16 protein-coding genes, 1 tRNA gene and 1 pseudogene are annotated in these 17069 nt (G+C 62.0%); 7 read left to right on the forward strand and 11 right to left on the reverse strand.

Annotation, left to right across the window (positions count from 1 at the left end):
• Positions 1–7: 7 nt before the first annotated feature.
• From ADT71_RS15195 to ADT71_RS15220, 6 genes are all read right to left on the reverse strand, one after another.
• Complete coding sequence (locus tag ADT71_RS15195; protein WP_054438101.1) at positions 8–1690, reverse strand: GMC oxidoreductase; 1683 nt, start codon at positions 1688–1690, stop codon at positions 8–10.
• A 13-nt stretch (positions 1691–1703) separates the two neighbouring features.
• A complete protein-coding gene (locus ADT71_RS15200; protein WP_054438103.1) occupies positions 1704–2114 on the reverse strand; it encodes a gluconate 2-dehydrogenase subunit 3 family protein in 411 nt (136 codons plus the stop codon).
• The gene (locus tag ADT71_RS32190; RefSeq protein ID WP_054438104.1) at positions 2111–2323 is read right to left on the reverse strand and encodes a hypothetical protein; all 213 of its coding nucleotides are present in this window, start codon (positions 2321–2323) and stop codon (positions 2111–2113) included. Before ADT71_RS32190 ends, ADT71_RS15200 begins: the two co-directional genes overlap by 4 nt.
• 46 nt (positions 2324–2369) lie before the next feature.
• Positions 2370–3308: a sugar phosphate isomerase/epimerase gene (locus tag ADT71_RS15210; protein WP_197283036.1), complete on the reverse strand. Its 939-nt coding sequence runs from the start codon at positions 3306–3308 to the stop codon at positions 2370–2372.
• Positions 3309–3317: 9 nt separating this feature from the next.
• Entirely contained in the window at positions 3318–4214 is an 897-nt protein-coding gene (locus ADT71_RS15215; RefSeq protein WP_054438106.1) for a ThuA domain-containing protein, read from the reverse strand.
• A 755-nt stretch (positions 4215–4969) separates the two neighbouring features.
• Entirely contained in the window at positions 4970–5875 is a 906-nt protein-coding gene (locus tag ADT71_RS15220) for a LysR family transcriptional regulator (RefSeq protein WP_054438107.1), read from the reverse strand.
• A gap of 114 nt (positions 5876–5989) precedes the next feature.
• Between ADT71_RS15220 and ADT71_RS15225 the strand changes: the two genes are divergently transcribed.
• Positions 5990–6742: an SDR family NAD(P)-dependent oxidoreductase gene (locus ADT71_RS15225; RefSeq protein WP_054438109.1), complete on the forward strand. Its 753-nt coding sequence runs from the start codon at positions 5990–5992 to the stop codon at positions 6740–6742.
• Between the two features lie 148 nt (positions 6743–6890).
• On the opposite strand, the gene ADT71_RS15230 is transcribed toward ADT71_RS15225, so the two are convergent.
• Positions 6891–7814 carry a LysR family transcriptional regulator gene (locus ADT71_RS15230; RefSeq protein WP_197283037.1) on the reverse strand — a complete coding sequence of 308 codons (924 nt, stop codon included), beginning with the start codon at positions 7812–7814 and terminating at the stop codon, positions 6891–6893.
• A gap of 205 nt (positions 7815–8019) precedes the next feature.
• On the opposite strand from ADT71_RS15230, the gene ADT71_RS15235 reads away from it, so the two are divergent.
• Positions 8020–9231 (forward strand): MFS transporter, encoded by a 1212-nt coding sequence (locus ADT71_RS15235; protein ID WP_054438110.1) that lies wholly within the window; start codon positions 8020–8022, stop codon positions 9229–9231.
• A 122-nt stretch (positions 9232–9353) separates the two neighbouring features.
• Here ADT71_RS15235 and ADT71_RS15240 read toward each other — a convergent pair whose 3' ends face one another.
• A complete protein-coding gene (locus ADT71_RS15240) occupies positions 9354–9950 on the reverse strand; it encodes a hypothetical protein (protein WP_054438112.1) in 597 nt (198 codons plus the stop codon).
• 57 nt (positions 9951–10007) lie between these two features.
• On the opposite strand from ADT71_RS15240, the gene ADT71_RS15245 reads away from it, so the two are divergent.
• A complete protein-coding gene (locus ADT71_RS15245; RefSeq protein WP_054438114.1) occupies positions 10008–10919 on the forward strand; it encodes a histone deacetylase in 912 nt (303 codons plus the stop codon).
• Between the two features lie 14 nt (positions 10920–10933).
• Here ADT71_RS15245 and ADT71_RS15250 read toward each other — a convergent pair whose 3' ends face one another.
• Positions 10934–11185 (reverse strand): hypothetical protein, encoded by a 252-nt coding sequence (locus tag ADT71_RS15250; RefSeq protein WP_054438117.1) that lies wholly within the window; start codon positions 11183–11185, stop codon positions 10934–10936.
• A 428-nt stretch (positions 11186–11613) separates the two neighbouring features.
• On the opposite strand from ADT71_RS15250, the gene ADT71_RS15260 reads away from it, so the two are divergent.
• The 4 genes from ADT71_RS15260 (at position 11614) to ADT71_RS15275 (ending at position 16615) form a co-directional block, all read left to right on the forward strand.
• Positions 11614–12824, forward strand: a protein-coding gene (locus ADT71_RS15260) for an IS3 family transposase (protein WP_369818271.1) whose coding sequence is annotated in 2 segments (ribosomal slippage) — positions 11614–11881 and positions 11881–12824 — 1212 coding nt in all. Because the reading frame shifts where the segments join, the coding sequence is not laid out codon by codon here.
• Between the two features lie 354 nt (positions 12825–13178).
• Positions 13179–14324, forward strand: coding sequence for a MarR family transcriptional regulator (locus ADT71_RS15265; protein WP_231635912.1), 1146 nt, complete (start codon positions 13179–13181; stop codon positions 14322–14324).
• Positions 14324–15232 carry a hypothetical protein gene (locus tag ADT71_RS15270; protein WP_054438123.1) on the forward strand — a complete coding sequence of 303 codons (909 nt, stop codon included), beginning with the start codon at positions 14324–14326 and terminating at the stop codon, positions 15230–15232. Before ADT71_RS15265 ends, ADT71_RS15270 begins: the two co-directional genes overlap by 1 nt.
• A gap of 303 nt (positions 15233–15535) precedes the next feature.
• Complete coding sequence (locus tag ADT71_RS15275; protein ID WP_054438125.1) at positions 15536–16615, forward strand: IS630 family transposase; 1080 nt, start codon at positions 15536–15538, stop codon at positions 16613–16615.
• Here ADT71_RS15275 and ADT71_RS15280 read toward each other — a convergent pair.
• Together ADT71_RS15280 and ADT71_RS15285 are read right to left on the reverse strand one after the other, a co-directional pair.
• Positions 16610–16810 (reverse strand): annotated as a pseudogene (locus tag ADT71_RS15280) (IS5/IS1182 family transposase); the annotation flags it as partial. The gene ADT71_RS15275 and the pseudogene ADT71_RS15280 sit on opposite strands and share 6 nt — an antisense overlap.
• Before the next feature lie 87 nt (positions 16811–16897).
• A tRNA-Met gene (locus ADT71_RS15285) sits at positions 16898–16974 on the reverse strand.
• Between the last annotated feature and the right edge of the window lie 95 nt (positions 16975–17069).

Here is a 17069-nt window from a genome sequence, read left to right on the forward strand (position 1 = left end):
GGTTGCGTCAGATCGTTCCCGCCTTGAGGAACTCGGCTGCGTGATGCGCCGCCCGCGCCGACAGCGCCATGTAAGTAAGCGAAGGGTTCTGACAGCCGCTTGAAGCCATCGCCGATCCATCAGTGATGAACAGGTTCGGGACATCGTGCGCCTGATTGTACTTGTTCAGAACGGACCGCCGCGGGTCCTTGCCCATGCAGGCCGTACCCATCTCGTGAATTCCAAGCCCGGGCACTCCCGGTTCGGAAGCCGCGCTCACCACCATGCCGCCGGCCGCCTCGATCATCGCCTTGCCATCAGTGATGATCTGCTCCGCCATCTTGTGCTCGTTCTCGCCAAGCGCGCAGGAAACGTGGACTGTCGGGATGCCCCATTGATCGACCTTGTTGGCGTTGAGGGTGACCCGGTTTTCGGGATTGGGCAGCATTTCTCCGAAGCCTGAAATGAAGACCATCCATGGCCCCAGTTTCCGGGCCTTTGCCTTCAGATCCGCGCCGATCGCGCCCGCCGTAGCCCTGCTTCCCCCGGTCCTCATGGCGCCGCCCTGATAGCCATAGCCGCGCAGGAACGGCGCATCTTCGCTGACATTGCGATAGCGCGGGATGTAAAGCCCGGTAGGCCGCCTGCCAAAGTAATAGCTGTCCGGACCCTTGGGCAGGATTCCCGCAACGGAGAGCGCGTAGAGATGGTCCATCAGGTTACGGCCCACCATGTCGGACGAATTCGCCAGACCGTTGGGCATCGCTTCGGATTTCGAATTGAGCAGGATCTGGGCCGTTCCGATCGTGGAGGCACAACCGAAGATCACCTTGGCTTCGTAGGTCTTGCCCGCCTTGGAATGCGCATCGATTACCCGCACCCCGGTCGCCTTGCCGGTCTTCGGGTCGTAGACGATCGAGTGGACGATCGCATCGGTCACTATGGTCAGGTTTCCGGTCTGCTCGGCTGCGGGCAGCGAGGAGCTGAGACTGGAATGATAGGCCCCGTAGCTGCAACCGCGTTCACAGAATGAGCGGACCTGGCAGCTCGACCGGCCCAGCGCCTCGTGATGAGGCTGCGCCTTTGAGAGGTTCGCCACCCGCCCGGGGATCACCTTGCGTCCGGGAAACTTGCCCTCGATCGCCTGCTTGAACATCACCTCGGCATCATTGAGATCGAACGGCGGCAGGAACTCTCCATCGGGAAGCTGCGCAAGGCCTTCGCGCGATCCCGCCACGCCGATGAACTTCTCGATATGATCGTACCAGGGGGCGAGATCATCGTATCGTATCGGCCAGTCCGAACCGTGGCCATCCCGCGCATTCGCCTCGAAATCCATCGGCGAGAGCCGGTAGGACTGACGGCCCCACATGATCGACCGTCCGCCCAGATGATAACCGCGGATCCAGCTGAACGGCTTGTCCTCAGGCGTGGTGTAAGGGTGCTCGCTGTCCTTGACCCAATATTGCTGGGTTGCCGAAGTCATGGCGTAGCATTGGCTCTGGACCGGATAATCACGGGCCAGTTCCTCCTCCGGGACCATGCCTGCATTGGGCAAGTCCCACGGCTGCATCCAGTCCGTGTAGGATTCCCCGCCGTGCTCCAGCTTGCGGCCGCGTTCGAGAACGAGGGTCTTGAGGCCGCGTTCGCACAGTTCCTTGGCGGCGATGCCGCCGCTCATTCCCGATCCGATAACGATTGCGTCGAACATGATGCTCACCTTTTCAGAACAGGCCGCCGCCGGCGGGGCGGGTATCGGGCGTAACGGGGATCGAGGGTTTCCACTCACCCGGCGTATGGACGTAGGACAGTTCCAGCGTCAGCGCGGGTTCCGAGAGATAGTACAGCAGTATGATGAGGTCCCTGAGCTTTCCGTACCCCGGATTGACGTAGGCCGGGCCGCCCATCATGGCCGCTACGCCGGAGAGCTTCCTGGTCGGATCGATCCTGAGCGCTTCGGCCTCATGGACTTTCAGCAGATCGAGGCGCTGCGCAGGTGTCAGCGCGGAGAATGGCCTGGCGTGCGATGTCTTCGCCAATTCATCCACTTCCTTCAGGGCACGGATCAGGTCCTGCCGCCGTTCAGGCGCCGCCCAATTGGTCAGCAGGCCGTCGAAAAGAGCGGGAACTTTCACATCGACGCGCCGGGCGTGTCCGTGCGCGGGATTATCGTGTCGGCAACCGCCGACAGCACCATGAAACTGTCCGGATCGAGGGCAGGCTTGCCCGCTTCCGCTTGCTCGGCAAGCGCCGGCCAGGAGAACCCGGTCACGGTACTGGCGCCGGCAAGTGCCAGCAACTTCTCGATCAGGCTGCGCCGATCGAGCGTCATCGGATCTGTCATGGTGTTCTCCTGAAGGAGCGGGACGGAATGGTACGGGATGAAGGCGTCACGCGGCCTGCTCCCAGCAATTCTGGATGAAGCTATAGCCATCGCGGCAAAGCTGCTCGGGAGATGCGAAGAAATCGCGCCAGACCCGTGTGGCCGCTGCGAGTTCGGGGACGCCCCGCCCGAATGCCTCGATCGTCAGCCACTGATCGTATCCGGCGCCGCGCAGGGCCGCGATCGTCTCGCGGATCGGCGCGTGGCCCTGTCCGGGGGTGCCGCGGTCGTTCTCCGATATATGGACGTGCGTGAGATGGCCCGAGGCATGAAGGGCAACCAGCGCGGCAACCGGATCCGTTTCCTCGATATTCGCATGAAACGTGTCAAACAGGATGCCCATCCGCCCCTCACCCACGCGCTCGCAGTAGGCAATCGCCTGCTCGCAGGTGTTGAGCAGGTGCGCCTCGAAGCGGTTGAGCGGTTCGAGCGCCGGGGTAATTCCCGCTTGCGCCATCACCGGCAAGACGCGCCGGTGGACCTCGGCGCAGCGTTCGAGTTCGATCTCGCTCGGGCGTTCCCCCGTGAACAGGCCAAGCGGCTGGAACCAGGGGCCCGCCAATACGGTGCCGCCAAGCGCGTGCGTACAATCGATAACCCGAAGCAGATGGTCCTCCGCCGCCTTCCGGTGCGAGCGTTCGGCCGAAATCGGATTGTGCGAAGCATCCGGCATGATCGCCACGGCCGTGCGTTCAAGACCGAGATCGTCGAGCGTTTGCGCGACCCCGCGATAATGCCCGGCATCCGACACATCGAAGACAGGCACTTCAACACCGTCGAAACCGATCTCGCCGATTGTTTCCAGGACCGGAGTGTGCTCGCTGGTAACGTGACCGGTCCAGAGCAGAAGATTGATACCGACTTTCATCGCGGCAAGGCCTTTCGCTTGCGCGGGAAAACCCACCCGCGCCGCGGTAACCCACAGCGCCGACGATCTTGCCCTCACCCATGCGCTTCACCGGCCCGCATTCCGATCGGGCGAGCAGCCTTCGCCCTCAAGCCTGAGCGCCCAGCGAACAGCGCCGGCGAGCAACCGGGTGTATTCCGGCTCGCGGAATGCCGCCGCGGTGTGACCGCCTGCCGTGTAGAGAACCCGGCCCTTGCCGACGCAGCGCCACCACGCGATCGGATGATCCTTGCCCATGGCGAGTTTCTGGCCGAACATTCCCTTCTGGACGTAGGTATTCTCATCAAGCGTCGCGAGAACGTGAATTCCCGGCCGACGGGGCGACTTGTCGAAAGAGTACCATTCGTCCGTGCGCTCCAGCGTCTCGCCAAGGTGGCGCGTCGCGGGGTGCGAACGGTCCTCGATCCGCATCGTCGCCTTCTGGAACTGGGGATCCATGGGATGCCCGATGAAGCGGGTGCCGATGATCTCGTTGACGTACCAGTCCCAGGCCTTGTGTGAATCGTCCCCTGCCGCGTGAATGCCGACCCAGCCGCCTCCATTTTCGATGAAGGACTTGAACGCCGCCCGCTGTTCGGTCGTGAAAACGTCCCCGCTCGTGTTGTTGAAGATCACCGCATCGAAGCGCGAAAGGATTGCTGGCGAAAAGGTGGCGCCGTTCTCGGTCTGGAAATAGCCCCAGCCATTGTCCTGGGCGAGCTTCCGGAACATCGCGTTCGCGGCCGGAATGGCTTCCTCATGCCGGAATCCGTTGGTTTTGGAGAAGACGAGTATGGCCGGATGCGCGATCTCTGCCGGGAGAGCAGGGGGCGTCGTTTCATAAACCTTCACCCCGCCCAGAAACACGCGCTGGACGGTATCCCAGTTCCGATACGCTCCGATGGCGAGCACGGCGAGGATAGCGAGAAATATCCAAAGCAGGACCTTGAGGATTTTACGCAGCATGACCTGTTGTTCTCTCCCGAACACGATAAGTTTTTGATATTCAACGACAGACTAGATCTTTGAAATGGCTTCCAGCAAGATGTTCATCCTGACCCCCGAGGCTTTTTCTCCAGGCCCCGCCAAGAGGTGGTCGAAGTTCAAGTTTGCTCAGGTCAGGCCGGGAACCGTCGACGCAGGCAAACCCGAAATCGACGGAAGCAGCCCCGGGGTTCATCGCGACGGACAGATCGCAGCCAAACTTGCTTGCGTAGGATGCGATATTGCCGTGGCAGGCATGCTAGCGCTGGCGAAACACGCCGGCCCTCCTCCGGCGAGAGGGCCTGAGCCGCTATCGAACGGAAAATCACACCCATAGCCGGCACGACAACGGCCCGCCGGATCGCGCACCCGGCCGCTGCGGCCCGCTGCGATGCGTTCATGCCATACTCTCCCATACACGCCTTTGTGACGTGCAAGCCCTTCGTGCCGACATGCTTCGGCATCTTTGAATATTTTGTATCGCAGGAGAGACCTCCCGCCTGCATGCCATAATGTACCAAGCGTATTTTACTGAAAGCCGATTTTGGATCGCCAGGACGATATATCCTGTAGGCGGTTAGGCCCTTCTCCGGCATGTCCAGCCTCGCCGCATCGTAGCAGCGCATCTTCAGACGTCCAGAGAACCGCCGGTTCAGGCACCTGCAAGCAGCGCGGTGCCGTGTCCTTCGGCGGATCGGATCGCACCGGATCGGCGGCGGGATCGTCCGCGCGAAGTCTCAGGATATCGGCGCCACCACTTCGCGGGGGAACCCCGCCGCAAGATGATCGATCAGCGCGCGCACGGCTGGAGGCAATCCCCGCCGGGTCGTGAAGACCAGATGCACTATTCCCTGAAGCCCGCGCCAGGCAGGCAGCACATGGACAAGCTTGCCGGCGAGTAGTGCTTCACGGCAGACATGGTCGGGCAGGATCGCGATGCCGAGTCCGTCAATGGCCGCGTTGCGCACCGCGGCCATGTCGGTGCAGCCCATTCGGGGCTCGACCCGGATGACATGTTTGCTGCCGTCCTCGGTCTCCAGATGCCATTCGAGATCGTCTGCTGCATCATCGGTCGCCAATGTGGGAAGTTTCGCCACTTGGGCCACTTCCGTAACCTGGCTTGCCAATTGAGGACAGGCAACGAGGATACGGGTCGATCGCCCGAGCGACCGCATGGTGAGGGCAGCATCGCTGGTCAGTGCCGCGCGCACCCGCAGGGCCACGTCGATCCGCTCTTCGATCAGGTCCACTGCGCGGTCCGTTGCCACGAGCTGCAACCGCACCCTGGGATAGCGGGCGAGGAAAGAGGATATCAGCCCCGATATCGGCTCGACCATGCCGGTGGGGCAACTGAAGCGGATCCGGCCATGAGGTTCCGCCTGCGCCTGCAAGACCAGTGCCTCGGCCTGCTCCGCCTCAGCCAATATGGCCCGGCAACGCTCATAGAAAGCGAGGCCCGTATCCGTCACGCGGAAACGCCGGCTCGATCGCTCGATCAGGCGGAGGCCGAGGCGTTCCTCCAGCCCAGCGATGCGGCGGCTCAGCTTGGACTTGGGCTCCCGCAGTGCGCGCCCCGCCGCCGCAAAGCCGCCATGGGCCACCACCTCGGCAAAATAGGCATAGTCATTCAAATCGATCCGCATCAGCGTTCCTCCAGCGGAACACTAAGTGCCATATATGCTGACTACACGCATCATCGTTCTGAAGGCATCTCGTAAGGGCAACGGCGCTTCGCCGAAACCCGAAGGAGAAAGACGATGACGGACAAGTTCAACAACAAGGTGGTGGTCGTAACCGGCGGCACGAGCGGCATCGGGCTGGCGACGGCAAAGGCTTTCGCGGAAGCGGGCGCCTCGGTCTTTATTACCGGGCGGCGGCAGGAGACGCTCGATGCTGCCGTAACGGCGATCGGTGGCCGCGTCACGGGCGTGCAGGGCGACATGGCCAAGCTCGCTGACATCGACCGGCTCTATGATGCCGTCCAGCAGAAGCATGCGCAGATCGACGTGGTGTTCGCCAATGCGGGTGGCGGCGAGATGCTTGCCCTGGGTTCGATCACCGAGGAGCATTATCAGAGCACTTTCGACACCAATGTGAAGGGCGTCCTGTTCACGGTCCAGAAGGCGTTGCCGCTCTTGAAGGACGGGGCCTCGATCATCCTGACAAGTTCGACCACCAGCATATCGGGCACGCCTGCCTTCAGCGTCTATTCCGCGACCAAGGCGGCGGTACGCAACTTCGCCCGCAACTGGATTCTCGACCTCAAGAATAGGCACATCCGCGTAAACGCCATCAGCCCCGGCGTCACGGACACCGCCGGCCTCGATCATCTTTTCGGCGGCGGCGAGCAGGCGCAGGGGACAAAGGACTATCTCGCCAGCCTCATCCCGGCAGGCCGCGTCGGCCAGCCCGAGGAGATCGCCAAGGCCGTGCTGTTCCTCGCCTCGGAAGACGCCAGCTTCGTCAACGGCGTGGAACTCTTTGTCGATGGCGGTCAGGTGCAGATCTGATCGTCGATCTCAAACGCCGGATGGACTGTCGCCGCGCGCGGCAGATCATGGCCGGAGAGACGAGGAAACCATACGGGCCGCAATCTGGAAGGAAGAATGGGGGGCTGAATCGCCAGATTGGAGTTGGCGGCAGTAACGGCGAAACGCCTTAGCGCTGGTGTAACCAAGACAGTCCTCTGCCGCGGGCCTCTTCCCGTATCATCGCGATGAACCGGCGCAGGGCCTCAGGTTGCTGGCGCCGGCTTGGATAATAGATGTGAAACGCCTCGCCCGGCGATGACCAGTGCGGGAGAACTTCCCGCAACTGTCCGGCCTCGACCAGTCCGGCCACCCGTTCGCGCAAGCAATAGGCGATGCCGCCGTGATTGCGCGCGACGTCTATCGCCAGTGCGCTTTCATCGACGACCACGGACCAGGCGAGGTTGAGCGTGCGGGCCGTCTTTCCGGTGCCGAGTTCCCAATGGTACATGGCCCCTGTTCCGGTTCGCATGCCGATGCAGCGGTGATTGTGCAGGTCATCAGGGCTTTCCGGTTCCCCGGCCGCTTCGAGATAGTCGGGTGAGGCGACCATGATCCATAGCAGCGGGGATCCGAGCGGCATGGCGATCATGTCCTCGGGAACGCGGTCGCCAAACCGGATCCCGGCGTCGAATCCTTCGCCGACGATATCGACCATGGCGTCCTGCACCACGATTTGAAGGTCCACATCGGGATGCTCTGCGTTGTATCGTGCGACGACCGGCCCGAGCAGTAGCCTTGCCGCATCGCTCAAGGCATTGATCCGCAGACGTCCGGCCGGGCTCGCACGATAGCGATTGAGCGCTTCGACGCCTGCGCCGATCGCTGCGAAGCCGGTTTCCAGCTGAACAAGAAGTTCCTCACCCGCCTGTGTCAGCGTCACGCTGCGCGCATTGCGATTGATGAGGCGCACGCCAAGTCGCGTTTCCAGGCCACGCAAAGCGTGGCTGAGCGCCGAGGCGGACACGTCCATCTCAAGCGCGGCCTTGCGGAAGCCACCATGGCGCGCAAGCTCCATGAATACCTTGAGATCGCCCAGATCGGATCGCGACAAGTTTATCAATGCAAACTCCCGGACACGAGCCGGCAGGCGCCGGTCATCGCTGAATATGAGCAAAATCGAACGCTGCGTTGAACTCTTTCAGGGCATCCCTGGCCCTGCCAGCCCGTTAGAGAGGCTCAGACAAGCCAAGCCGCCGGCCCCGCCCCGCACCTGGAAGAGCTGCTCTTCCGGGCGCTCTCCGATCGCAATTCCTGTCGTGAAAACCCATGAGCAATCCTCCAGACCATCCACTCCTCATGGCCCTGCCCTCGCCCAGATCGCATTGGGCTTCGGAGGCCTTTTCATCGGCACCGGCGAATTTGCCGCGATGGGCCTGCTTCCCGGCATGGCCAACACCGCACAGGTCTCGATCCCCGAGGCCGGACACTTCATCAGTGCCTATGCGCTGGGCGTCGTCATAGGATCGCCCGCGCTGGCCGTGGTAACGGCCCGGATGGAGAAGCGGTCACTTTTGATGCTGCTCGGACTCATCGTCCTGGCCGGCAATGCCCTCAGCGCCTGTGCCTCCAGCTTCTGGGGGCTGGCCGCCGCGCGCTTCGCCGCGGGTCTGCCCCATGGCGCCTACTACGGCACCGCCTCGATCGTCGCAGCTGCGCTCGTCCCCAGGGAACAACGCGCTCAAGCCATCGGACGGGTCATGCTGGGGCTGGCAGCTGCGAACCTGATCGGCGTACCGCTCACGACCTGGCTGGGGCAGGCTTTTGGCTGGCAATCGACTTTCGCGCTCGTTGCGCTCGGTGGCCTGGCCCTCGTGGGTCTCCTCCGCGTGGCACTCCCCCACATCCCGGCACAGGATGGCGCCAGCCCGCTAGGTGAACTCTCGGCTTTCACGAGCGTGCAGGTCTGGCTGACGCTGGCGACGGCCACCATCGGATTTGGCGGCATGTTCGCGGTCTACAGCTATATCTCGCCCACGCTTACCGAAGCGACAGGCATCGCGGAGGGCAGTGTGCCACTGTTCCTCGCCCTCTGGGGTCTTGGCATGTGCCTGGGCAACGTCGCGGGTGGCTGGATGGCAGACCGCGCGCTGATCCCGGCCATCTTCGCGATCATGGTCTGGAATGCCATCACTCTCGCGCTTTTCTGGTTCGCGGTCTCCAGCCCGCTGATGACCGGGGCTTCGCTGTTCCTCATCGGGATCGGCTTCGCACTCGTCCCCGCGCTGCAATCGCGATTGATGGAAGTCGCCCCCAAGGCCCAGTCGCTCGCCGCCGCGATGAACCATTCCGCCTTCAACCTTTCCAACGCGATCGGGGCTTGGACGGGCGGCGTTGCCATTGCCGCAGGCCTTGGCTGGGCCTCTACCGGACCGGTCGGAGCCAGTCTCGCCCTTGGGGGGCTAACGATGATGTGCCTTTCCGCCGCTCTGGCCGCACGATCCTCCCACCGGCGTGCAGCGCCGCGATAACTGGAGCCGCACAGGGCATCTGCGAAGCCACGGCGCGGTACTCTGAGATCAACAGTTGCCATCCCCCTGCAAGAGCACCTTTTTGTACCCACAATATCTGACGGAGCAGGATCCGTGCATCATCACGTGATCCAGCTTGAAATGGTCTCAAAGCGCCACGCGCCATCTTCCAGCCAGAACAGGATTGTGCCACCGGCCCAACCGCTCGAACAGATCGCGTAGCCGCGCGACTTTTCCCGGTTCATGACCAGTGCGGGCAGTTCGATGAGACGGAAATCGGGCGAACGGCGTTGCAGGGCCTCTTCGCCTTTCGCACCGTAGACCAGTACCGGCATCGGCAATTGCACCATGCACGCGAGGTCTGCAGGACGCCCCTTGACGAACAGCGGCCACTTCTCGCCGCTGGAAACGCGCGAGATTCCGGAAAACAACGGGGCGTTGGGAGCGCGATCGATAGGCTCGCGGATCGCCGCCTCATCGATGCCGGTAAGCATCAGTAGTACCTTTCGGCGTACGGTTGTCACCGGATCGGTAGCACTCTGGTTGCAGGTGGTCGCATCCGAGCCTACCACGAAGGGTGCCTCATCGGCGTGCACGTCTATGCCAAGGTGCGCAGCAACGAGATCGGAAACACCGTCGCCATTGCTGTCTTTGGTCAGCACATCGATCGGAATATCAAGCCACAGGTTCGCCTCCTTTCGCAAGGTCCGCAGGCCCACCCGCGGATAGGTAATGCTGCTCGACCTGCACGCCTGGGCGTTCTACCTGCAGGGCCTATGCTGCATGTTGTCCATCACCCCGGTTACGCTGTCGAAACCGAGCGCACGGGTACTTTCCCGCATGACAAGTATGCGCTGGTCATGCGGGCGCTGGGGGGAAGCGGAGTGGCAATGACGGTCCATGCGCCCGAAGTCATGCCGCGGGAATGGCTCGAGGCTGTCCACGACCCGGCTTATGTTGAGGAAGTCATCGATTGCGCGGTGCCAGCGGCCAAGCAGCGCCGGATTGGCTTTACGATCGACGAGCGGATTTCCCGGCGATCGCAGCTCTCCCCCGGTGGAACGTGGCTCGCGGCGAAGCTGGCGCTGGAGCACGGGTATGCTGGAAATTCCGCTGGCGGCAGTCACCATGCCCTGGTCGATACCGGCGCGGGCTATTGCGTGTTCAATGACTTGGTACTCGCCGCCAACCGGCTGATCGAGGAAGGTGACGTCTCGCGCATCCTGATCCTCGATCTTGATGTGCATCAGGGCGATGGCACTGCGGCCCTCACCGCAGGGCGCAGCGACATCTTCACGCTCTCCATTCATGCCGAGAAAAACTTCCCCACACGCAAGGCGCGCTCTTCACTCGATATCGGACTTCCCGATGCAACGGGCGATGCGGGCTATCTGGACGCGCTGTCGGGATCGCTGCCCATGGTCCTCGATTATTTCGGACCGGAACTGATCTTGCTGCAGGCCGGCGTCGATGCCCATACGGACGACAAGCTTGGGCGCCTGTCCTTGACGGACAAAGGCCTCGCGGACCGCGATCGCTTTGTGGCGACGGAGGCGAAGCGGCGCGGCATTCCTTTGGCGAGCACACTGGGCGGTGGTTACGGCACGGACCGCGAAGCCGTGGCCTTGCGGCACGCGCGCACGATCCTCGCCCTTTTCGCGACCATAAGTGTGCGTGATGCCGCGTGATAGCTCGAGGTTGGTTACTGGGCTCCGGCCCTCTCGGCATTGAGCCGCTCGGCGAGCTGCTGGATCTCGTCGGGATTGAGAATCCAGGTTCGAGTCTTGCGGCCTTCGCGGAACACGGGGCGCGTCAGCAGGATGCGCGCCTGCTCTTTGGCAAATGGCTTGAAGATCGAAAAGTGCATCACGCATTCGAGCATCGATCCGATTACCGGCGTCTTGCCGTCCAGATCGATCAGCGTCGCGGGCTGATCCCAGGGAATGTTCATCATAGCGCGCGCCTATCGCGGGTTGGGGCTTATCTCAATGCCACAAATGTTGCGGTGGCCCTCATCGGCTATGTCCAGCGCCACGATCTCCGCCGAGACTCATAATGGCCAGCTTCCCGATTTTCGATGAGGCGCTGTTCCGAGCGCGGACAACCGAGATCGGCAGGGCAATGCCCTGTTTGGATCACAGTTTAAATCGGGATTTTGAGTGAGTTATACTCACGTTGGTTGCGGGGGCCGAATTCCTCCGCTGTAGAACCCGGTTCCGATTAACTGCCAATGCCCGCGTCACGCCTCAGGCATAAAATCAGCCGTCAACGTTAACTGCTCTCATGCTGCAAGGCGACGCCCATCAATGTCATGCCAACTGATCTGCCCCCTTCTGAGTGGCCCAAAATCTGTTTTAGATTTGGCCACGAAGGAGGACTGGAATGGCGAGGAAGCACAAGCCGGAAGAGATCATCGGGAAGCTGCGTGAAGCGGAGATCGTGCTGGCGCAGGGCGGAACGGTGGTGGATGCGTGTCGCCGGATCGGCGTCACCGAGCAGAGCTACTACCGCTGGCGCAAGGAGTATGGCGGCCTGAAGATGGACCAGGCTCGGCGCATGAAAGAGCTTGAGAAGGAAAACGCTCGGTTGCGGCGGGCGGTGTCAGATCTGACGCTGGACAAGTTGATCCTGCAGGAGGCCTCGCGGGGAATCTTCTGAGCCCCGCGCGCCGCAGGCGCTGTATCGATCATATCCGGGGCATAACGCCGGTGTCCGAGCGGCGGGTCTGCCGCGTGCTCGGGCAACATCGATCGACGCAGCGCAAAACGCCGCGTGGGGCGGATGACGAAGCAGCCCTGACCGAGGACATCATCGCGCTTGCCCGGCAGTATGGCCGCTATGGCTATCGCCGGGTGACGGCCTTGCTGCGTGATGCGGGTTGGCATGTGAACCGCAAACGGGTGGAGCGCATCTGGCGCCGTGAAGGGCTCAAGGTGCCGCAGAAGCAACCGAAGCGTGGAAGGCTCTGGCTGAACGACGGATCATGTATCCGCCTGCGGCCGGAATATCCGGGCCATGTGTGGTCTTACGACTTCGTCGAGGGACGCACACATGATGGCCGCAAGTTCCGCATCCTGTCGATCATCGACGAGGCCAGCCGCGAGTGCCTCGCCCTACCCATCGCGCGACGGCTGCGCAGCGAGGACGTGCTGGCGGCTCTCGCCGAGTTGTTCGTCATACGGGGGCCGCCGGCGCACATACGGTCAGACAATGGCCCTGAATTTATCGCCAATGCCGTGCAGCAATGGCTGGCGAAGATCGGCTTGAAGACGCTCTACATTACACCCGGCAGCCCATGGGAAAATGGCTACTGTGAGTCCTTCAACGGCTCGATGCGCGACGAGCTCTTGAACGGGGAGATCTTCTACACCCTGGCCGAAGCTCGGATCCTGATCGAGGGCTGGCGCAGACACTACAACACCGTCAGGCCTCATAGTTCGCTGGGGTATCGACCGCCGGCCCCGGAGACGGCAACGGCGCCATGGCTGCCCTCCGGTTCCGCTACGCTGCACCTACGGCCAGCCATGCGCCGGAGGCAATCTTACACTAACAAACAACCCGGACCACTCGGTGGGGGCCGGTCAATCGGCTGATATCTGGGCTTCTATAACGCCCGGAGACCTCACTCGAGCCTCGGTGGGCGTCCGCCCGATCAAACCTACTTTGACAATCTGCCACAGGCCGTGGCAGCGTGAATTGGCCGCGACTTGCGGGGCGTCACTCCGGCCGGGCTACGCCCGACCTCCATGACGCCCCGCAGGCGGCAGCTTGAACAACCAACCCGCAGACGATCCACTTATCAAACGTCAAAGGCTGTTCAGACGAGCCGGGCCACTTCTGCGTCAGCCGGTTGAGGTATGTCTGACACTTGGGTGCCGTTCACTCGAGTTCCGCTCTTCAACGAGCGAGTGAAACGTCCAAATCGCTTAAATTAGATTTGCTGCACAGTGAATATTGCCAATCGGTCGAATATTCGGCATAATGGCCTTATTCACTGGTGGCCGAATATGCGTGATTTTGGGTACGATGAACAGGAGCTGGTCGAGGAACTCTGTAGCGCCATAGCGGCGTTGCCGGGGGCTTCCGCGCATCCGCGCATGAACCAGCCTCGATCGGGCAGCCGATATGAGCCTGATGGTCTGCTCGATGTTCACATCAATCAAAGCGACCTTGCCATCGTCGTTGAAGCCAAGCGCGAGCTTTTCCCCAGGGACGTGCGTCAGCAGATTTGGCTATTACGGGACTATCTCGACGGCATGGATGGGCCGGCTGAGAAGGTGGCGATGCTCGTCGCCGGCGCAGTCTCGAGGGGTGCCCGCGAGATCCTCCAGCAAGAGAAGATCGGCTATTTCGATCCGGGTGGCTCACTCTTCATCCCTTCGACAAGCGCTTATGTCTTGATCGATCGCCCTCCACCGAAGAAGGCGGTGCGCATGTTCGGGGCGATCTTCCAAGGACAGCGCGCACGTGTCGTCCAAGCGGTGATCGAGGCGGCTCCGAACTGGGTGAGCGTGAAGGATTTGGCGGAAGCCACGGGCGTCTCGGCGGCTACGACGTCTGAAACGCTCACCGAGATGGAGCGTCGTGACTGGCTGGAGGTCGATGGTGCTGGGCCCGCCAAGACCCGCCGCCTGCGCGAGCGCGCCCTGGTTCTGGACGAGTGGGCGCGTCTGATTGCGGCCCAAAAGCCACCACAGATAGAGCGATACTATGTTCCTGCGAACGACGCGGGCGAGATTGCGCGTCGGCTCGAGGACGCCTGTCGCGACGCGGGCGCGCAATATGCCATTACGGCTGAGGCTGCGGCGCAGGTCTATGCGCCTTATCTTTCGTCGATCTCGCAGCTGAAATGCCGCCTCCAGGCGGGGCGGGTTCAGCATGATGTGCTCTCGCGCCTCGATGCGCGATCCGTGTCGGAGGGTTGGAATTTCGGCGTGATCGCTGAGGTGGGCAAGCATGACGTTGCTGTGGGCGAGCGGCTCAATGGGATCGCCTACGCGCCTATTGTCCAGATATACCTCGATCTCCTCCAGGGTTCGGGTCGCGCCAGCGAAATGGCCGATCATTTCCGTTCAGAACGACTGTCAGGATAATGACCAAACCAAAGACCATGTCCGCCTATGACGGCGGTGTCACCGAGGCGTGCGAGCGCGTACTCGTCACTCTCCTTCGCGGGTTCGGACCATGGAAAGAGTCGGTCTTTCTCGTTGGCGGGCTGACGCCTCGCTATCTCGTCGCGGCACGCCCGCCGGAAGTGCCTCGGCATGCGGGCACGGGAGACGTGGATGTCGTCGTCGATGTGGCGATCCTCACCGACACCGAAGCCTACAGTACGCTGGAGGAGAACCTCAAAGCGATGGGGTTCGAGCGCGGCACTAACGAGAAGGGAGTGAAAGTCTCATGGCGCTGGGAAGCGCGGCTCGAGACGGGCGCGACGATGATCCTCGAATTCCTGGCCGAGCATCCCGAACTCGGGGGAGGGCAGGTCAAGGTACTACCCACCGACGGCAACGTCTCCGCGCTCAATATCCCGCACGCCTCGATGGTGTTCGACCTGCACGATGAGACCGAACTGACGGCCGAGTTGCTCGATGGAGAAGGGCTCGCAACCGAGACGGTCCGGTACGCAAATATCGTCAGCTTCACCTGTCTTAAGGCATTCGCCTTCGATCATCGCAACGCTCGAAAGGACGCACACGATCTCGTCTATTGCCTCGAGCACCATCCGGGAGGCCTAGATGCCGCAATCGGGGTGTTCAAGGAAGCGCTGGCTGGGCCGCATGCCGAGGCAGTGAGGGAGGCCCTCTCGAAGCTCAAGATCCGTTTCATCCACGATGATCCTGGTCAGTCCTACCGCAGGGACGGGCCGGTCGCGGTTGCCCGCTTTGAGGATAATGACGCCGACGCGGCAGGTAATGAAGAGGTGCAGAACCTCCGCATCCTCCGACAACGCCGAGTAGCAGATCTGATGACGAAGTTTCTTGCCGCTTTGGAAGCGTAGGGGTGACCGGCGTGCAACTCATCCACTTGGAAAGGGGCTGAACCCATGGCGCCTGTGACCAAGGCGCGATCCCGTACCTCGCTTGTCGAGCCAGCGCTTGGCGGGACATATCTGTTACGCGAGGCACTCGCTCGAGCGAAGGCGCAGATGGATGAGGGATCATGGGCGTGCGTGACGAGATCGGTTTCTTTACGATCCATCTGGGCTATTCCGAGATCGGAATCTGGATCCTAGTGGATTGATCGGAACGAATGAGTCCGCTTGAGGGATTCCCATGCTTTCGATGCCGTGCGACGATGCGGCATGCGAACGGGTATCGAGATCGAGGTCACTGCACCGGACACGAAGCGGCTTGAGGCGATTGTTGCGGCGCGGGGTTCGGCGCAGAAGCATGTCTGGCGGGCGCGCATCATTCTCTTGACGGCTCAGGGCTTGGGTACCCAAGCGATCATGGCGGCGACCGGAAAATCGAAGACATGCGTTTGGCGCTGGCAGGAACGGTTCATGGCCGAAGGCGTGGATGGGCTGCTGCGCGATAAGACCCGGCCTCCGGGGATCGCGCCTCTCGATGCTGACTTGGTCGACAAGGTCGTCGCGCTGACACTGGAACCGCCCAGCCATGAGGCCACGCATTGGACCGTGCGTGCGATGGCCAAAGCCATTGGTATCGCGGCATCATCGGTTGTGAAGATCTGGCACGACCACGGTCTGGCGCCCCATCGGTGGCGCAGCTTCAAGCTGTCCAACGACAAGGCGTTCGCCGAGAAGTTGCGCGATGTCGTCGGGCTCTATGTCTCGCCGCCTGCTCACGCCATTGTGTTGTCAGTCGACGAAAAGAGCCAGATTCAGGCGCTCGACCGCACCCAACCGGGCCTGCCGCTAAAGCGGGGCCGCGGGGCAACCATGACGCACGACTACAAGCGTAACGGGACCACAACCTTGTTTGCCGCACTCAATGTCCTGGATGGCTCCGTGATCGGCCGCAACATGCAGCGGCACCGGCATCAGGAGTTCATCCGCTTCCTGAACACGATCGAAGCCCAGATGCCCGCTGACAAGGCCATCCACGTCATCCTCGACAATTATGCGACCCACAAGCAGCCCAAGGTCCGCGCCTGGTTGGCCAGACATCCGCGTTGGACCTTCCACTTCGTCCCGACGTCGTGCTCATGGCTCAATGCCGTCGAGGGCTTCTTCGCCAAGCTCACACGGCGGCGGCTGAAAAACGGCGTCTTTCATTCCGTCGTAGATCTGCAGGCCGCCATCAACCGCTTTATCAAAGAGCATAACGAGGATCCCCAACCCTTCATCTGGAAGGCGGATCCGGACGAAATTATAGCCGCTGTACGGCGCGGGCAACAAGTGTTGGAATCAATCCACTAGGATCTTGAACATGAGGACCGGATCGAACGGCGGCCTGCCGCCCTTGCCGCGGACACTCCGCCGCAGTGCTGCTACCAACGGGCCGCGGAAAACCTTGAAGTCGACGACAGCCGCAAGCCGTTCAAGCGGATCGCCTGCCGCGCTCAACGCCTCGTATCGGTCCGAAAGATCGAAGAAACTCGGCTGTCCCGCCACCATCGCCTCCACCGTCGTGCAAAGGCAGTGAATCAGCTCAAGCCGCTAGGCGCCAGCGGTTTTTCGAGGCGTCCAGTTCTATGGCGGTGGTTGCGGGGGTAGGATTTGAACCTACGACCTTCAGGTTATGAGCCTGACGAGCTACCGGGCTGCTCCACCCCGCGTCACCGATGGTTTTGCGTTTTTTTAAACGCGAAGAGGGCCGCTGGGGCCCTCTTTGAGGGCTTTTGGGCCCTTTGTCATTGTGATGGGTTTTTTT

Origin of the sequence: Novosphingobium sp. ST904 (genome assembly GCF_001298105.1) — a bacterium.
Classification (GTDB): Bacteria; Pseudomonadota; Alphaproteobacteria; order Sphingomonadales; family Sphingomonadaceae; genus Novosphingobium.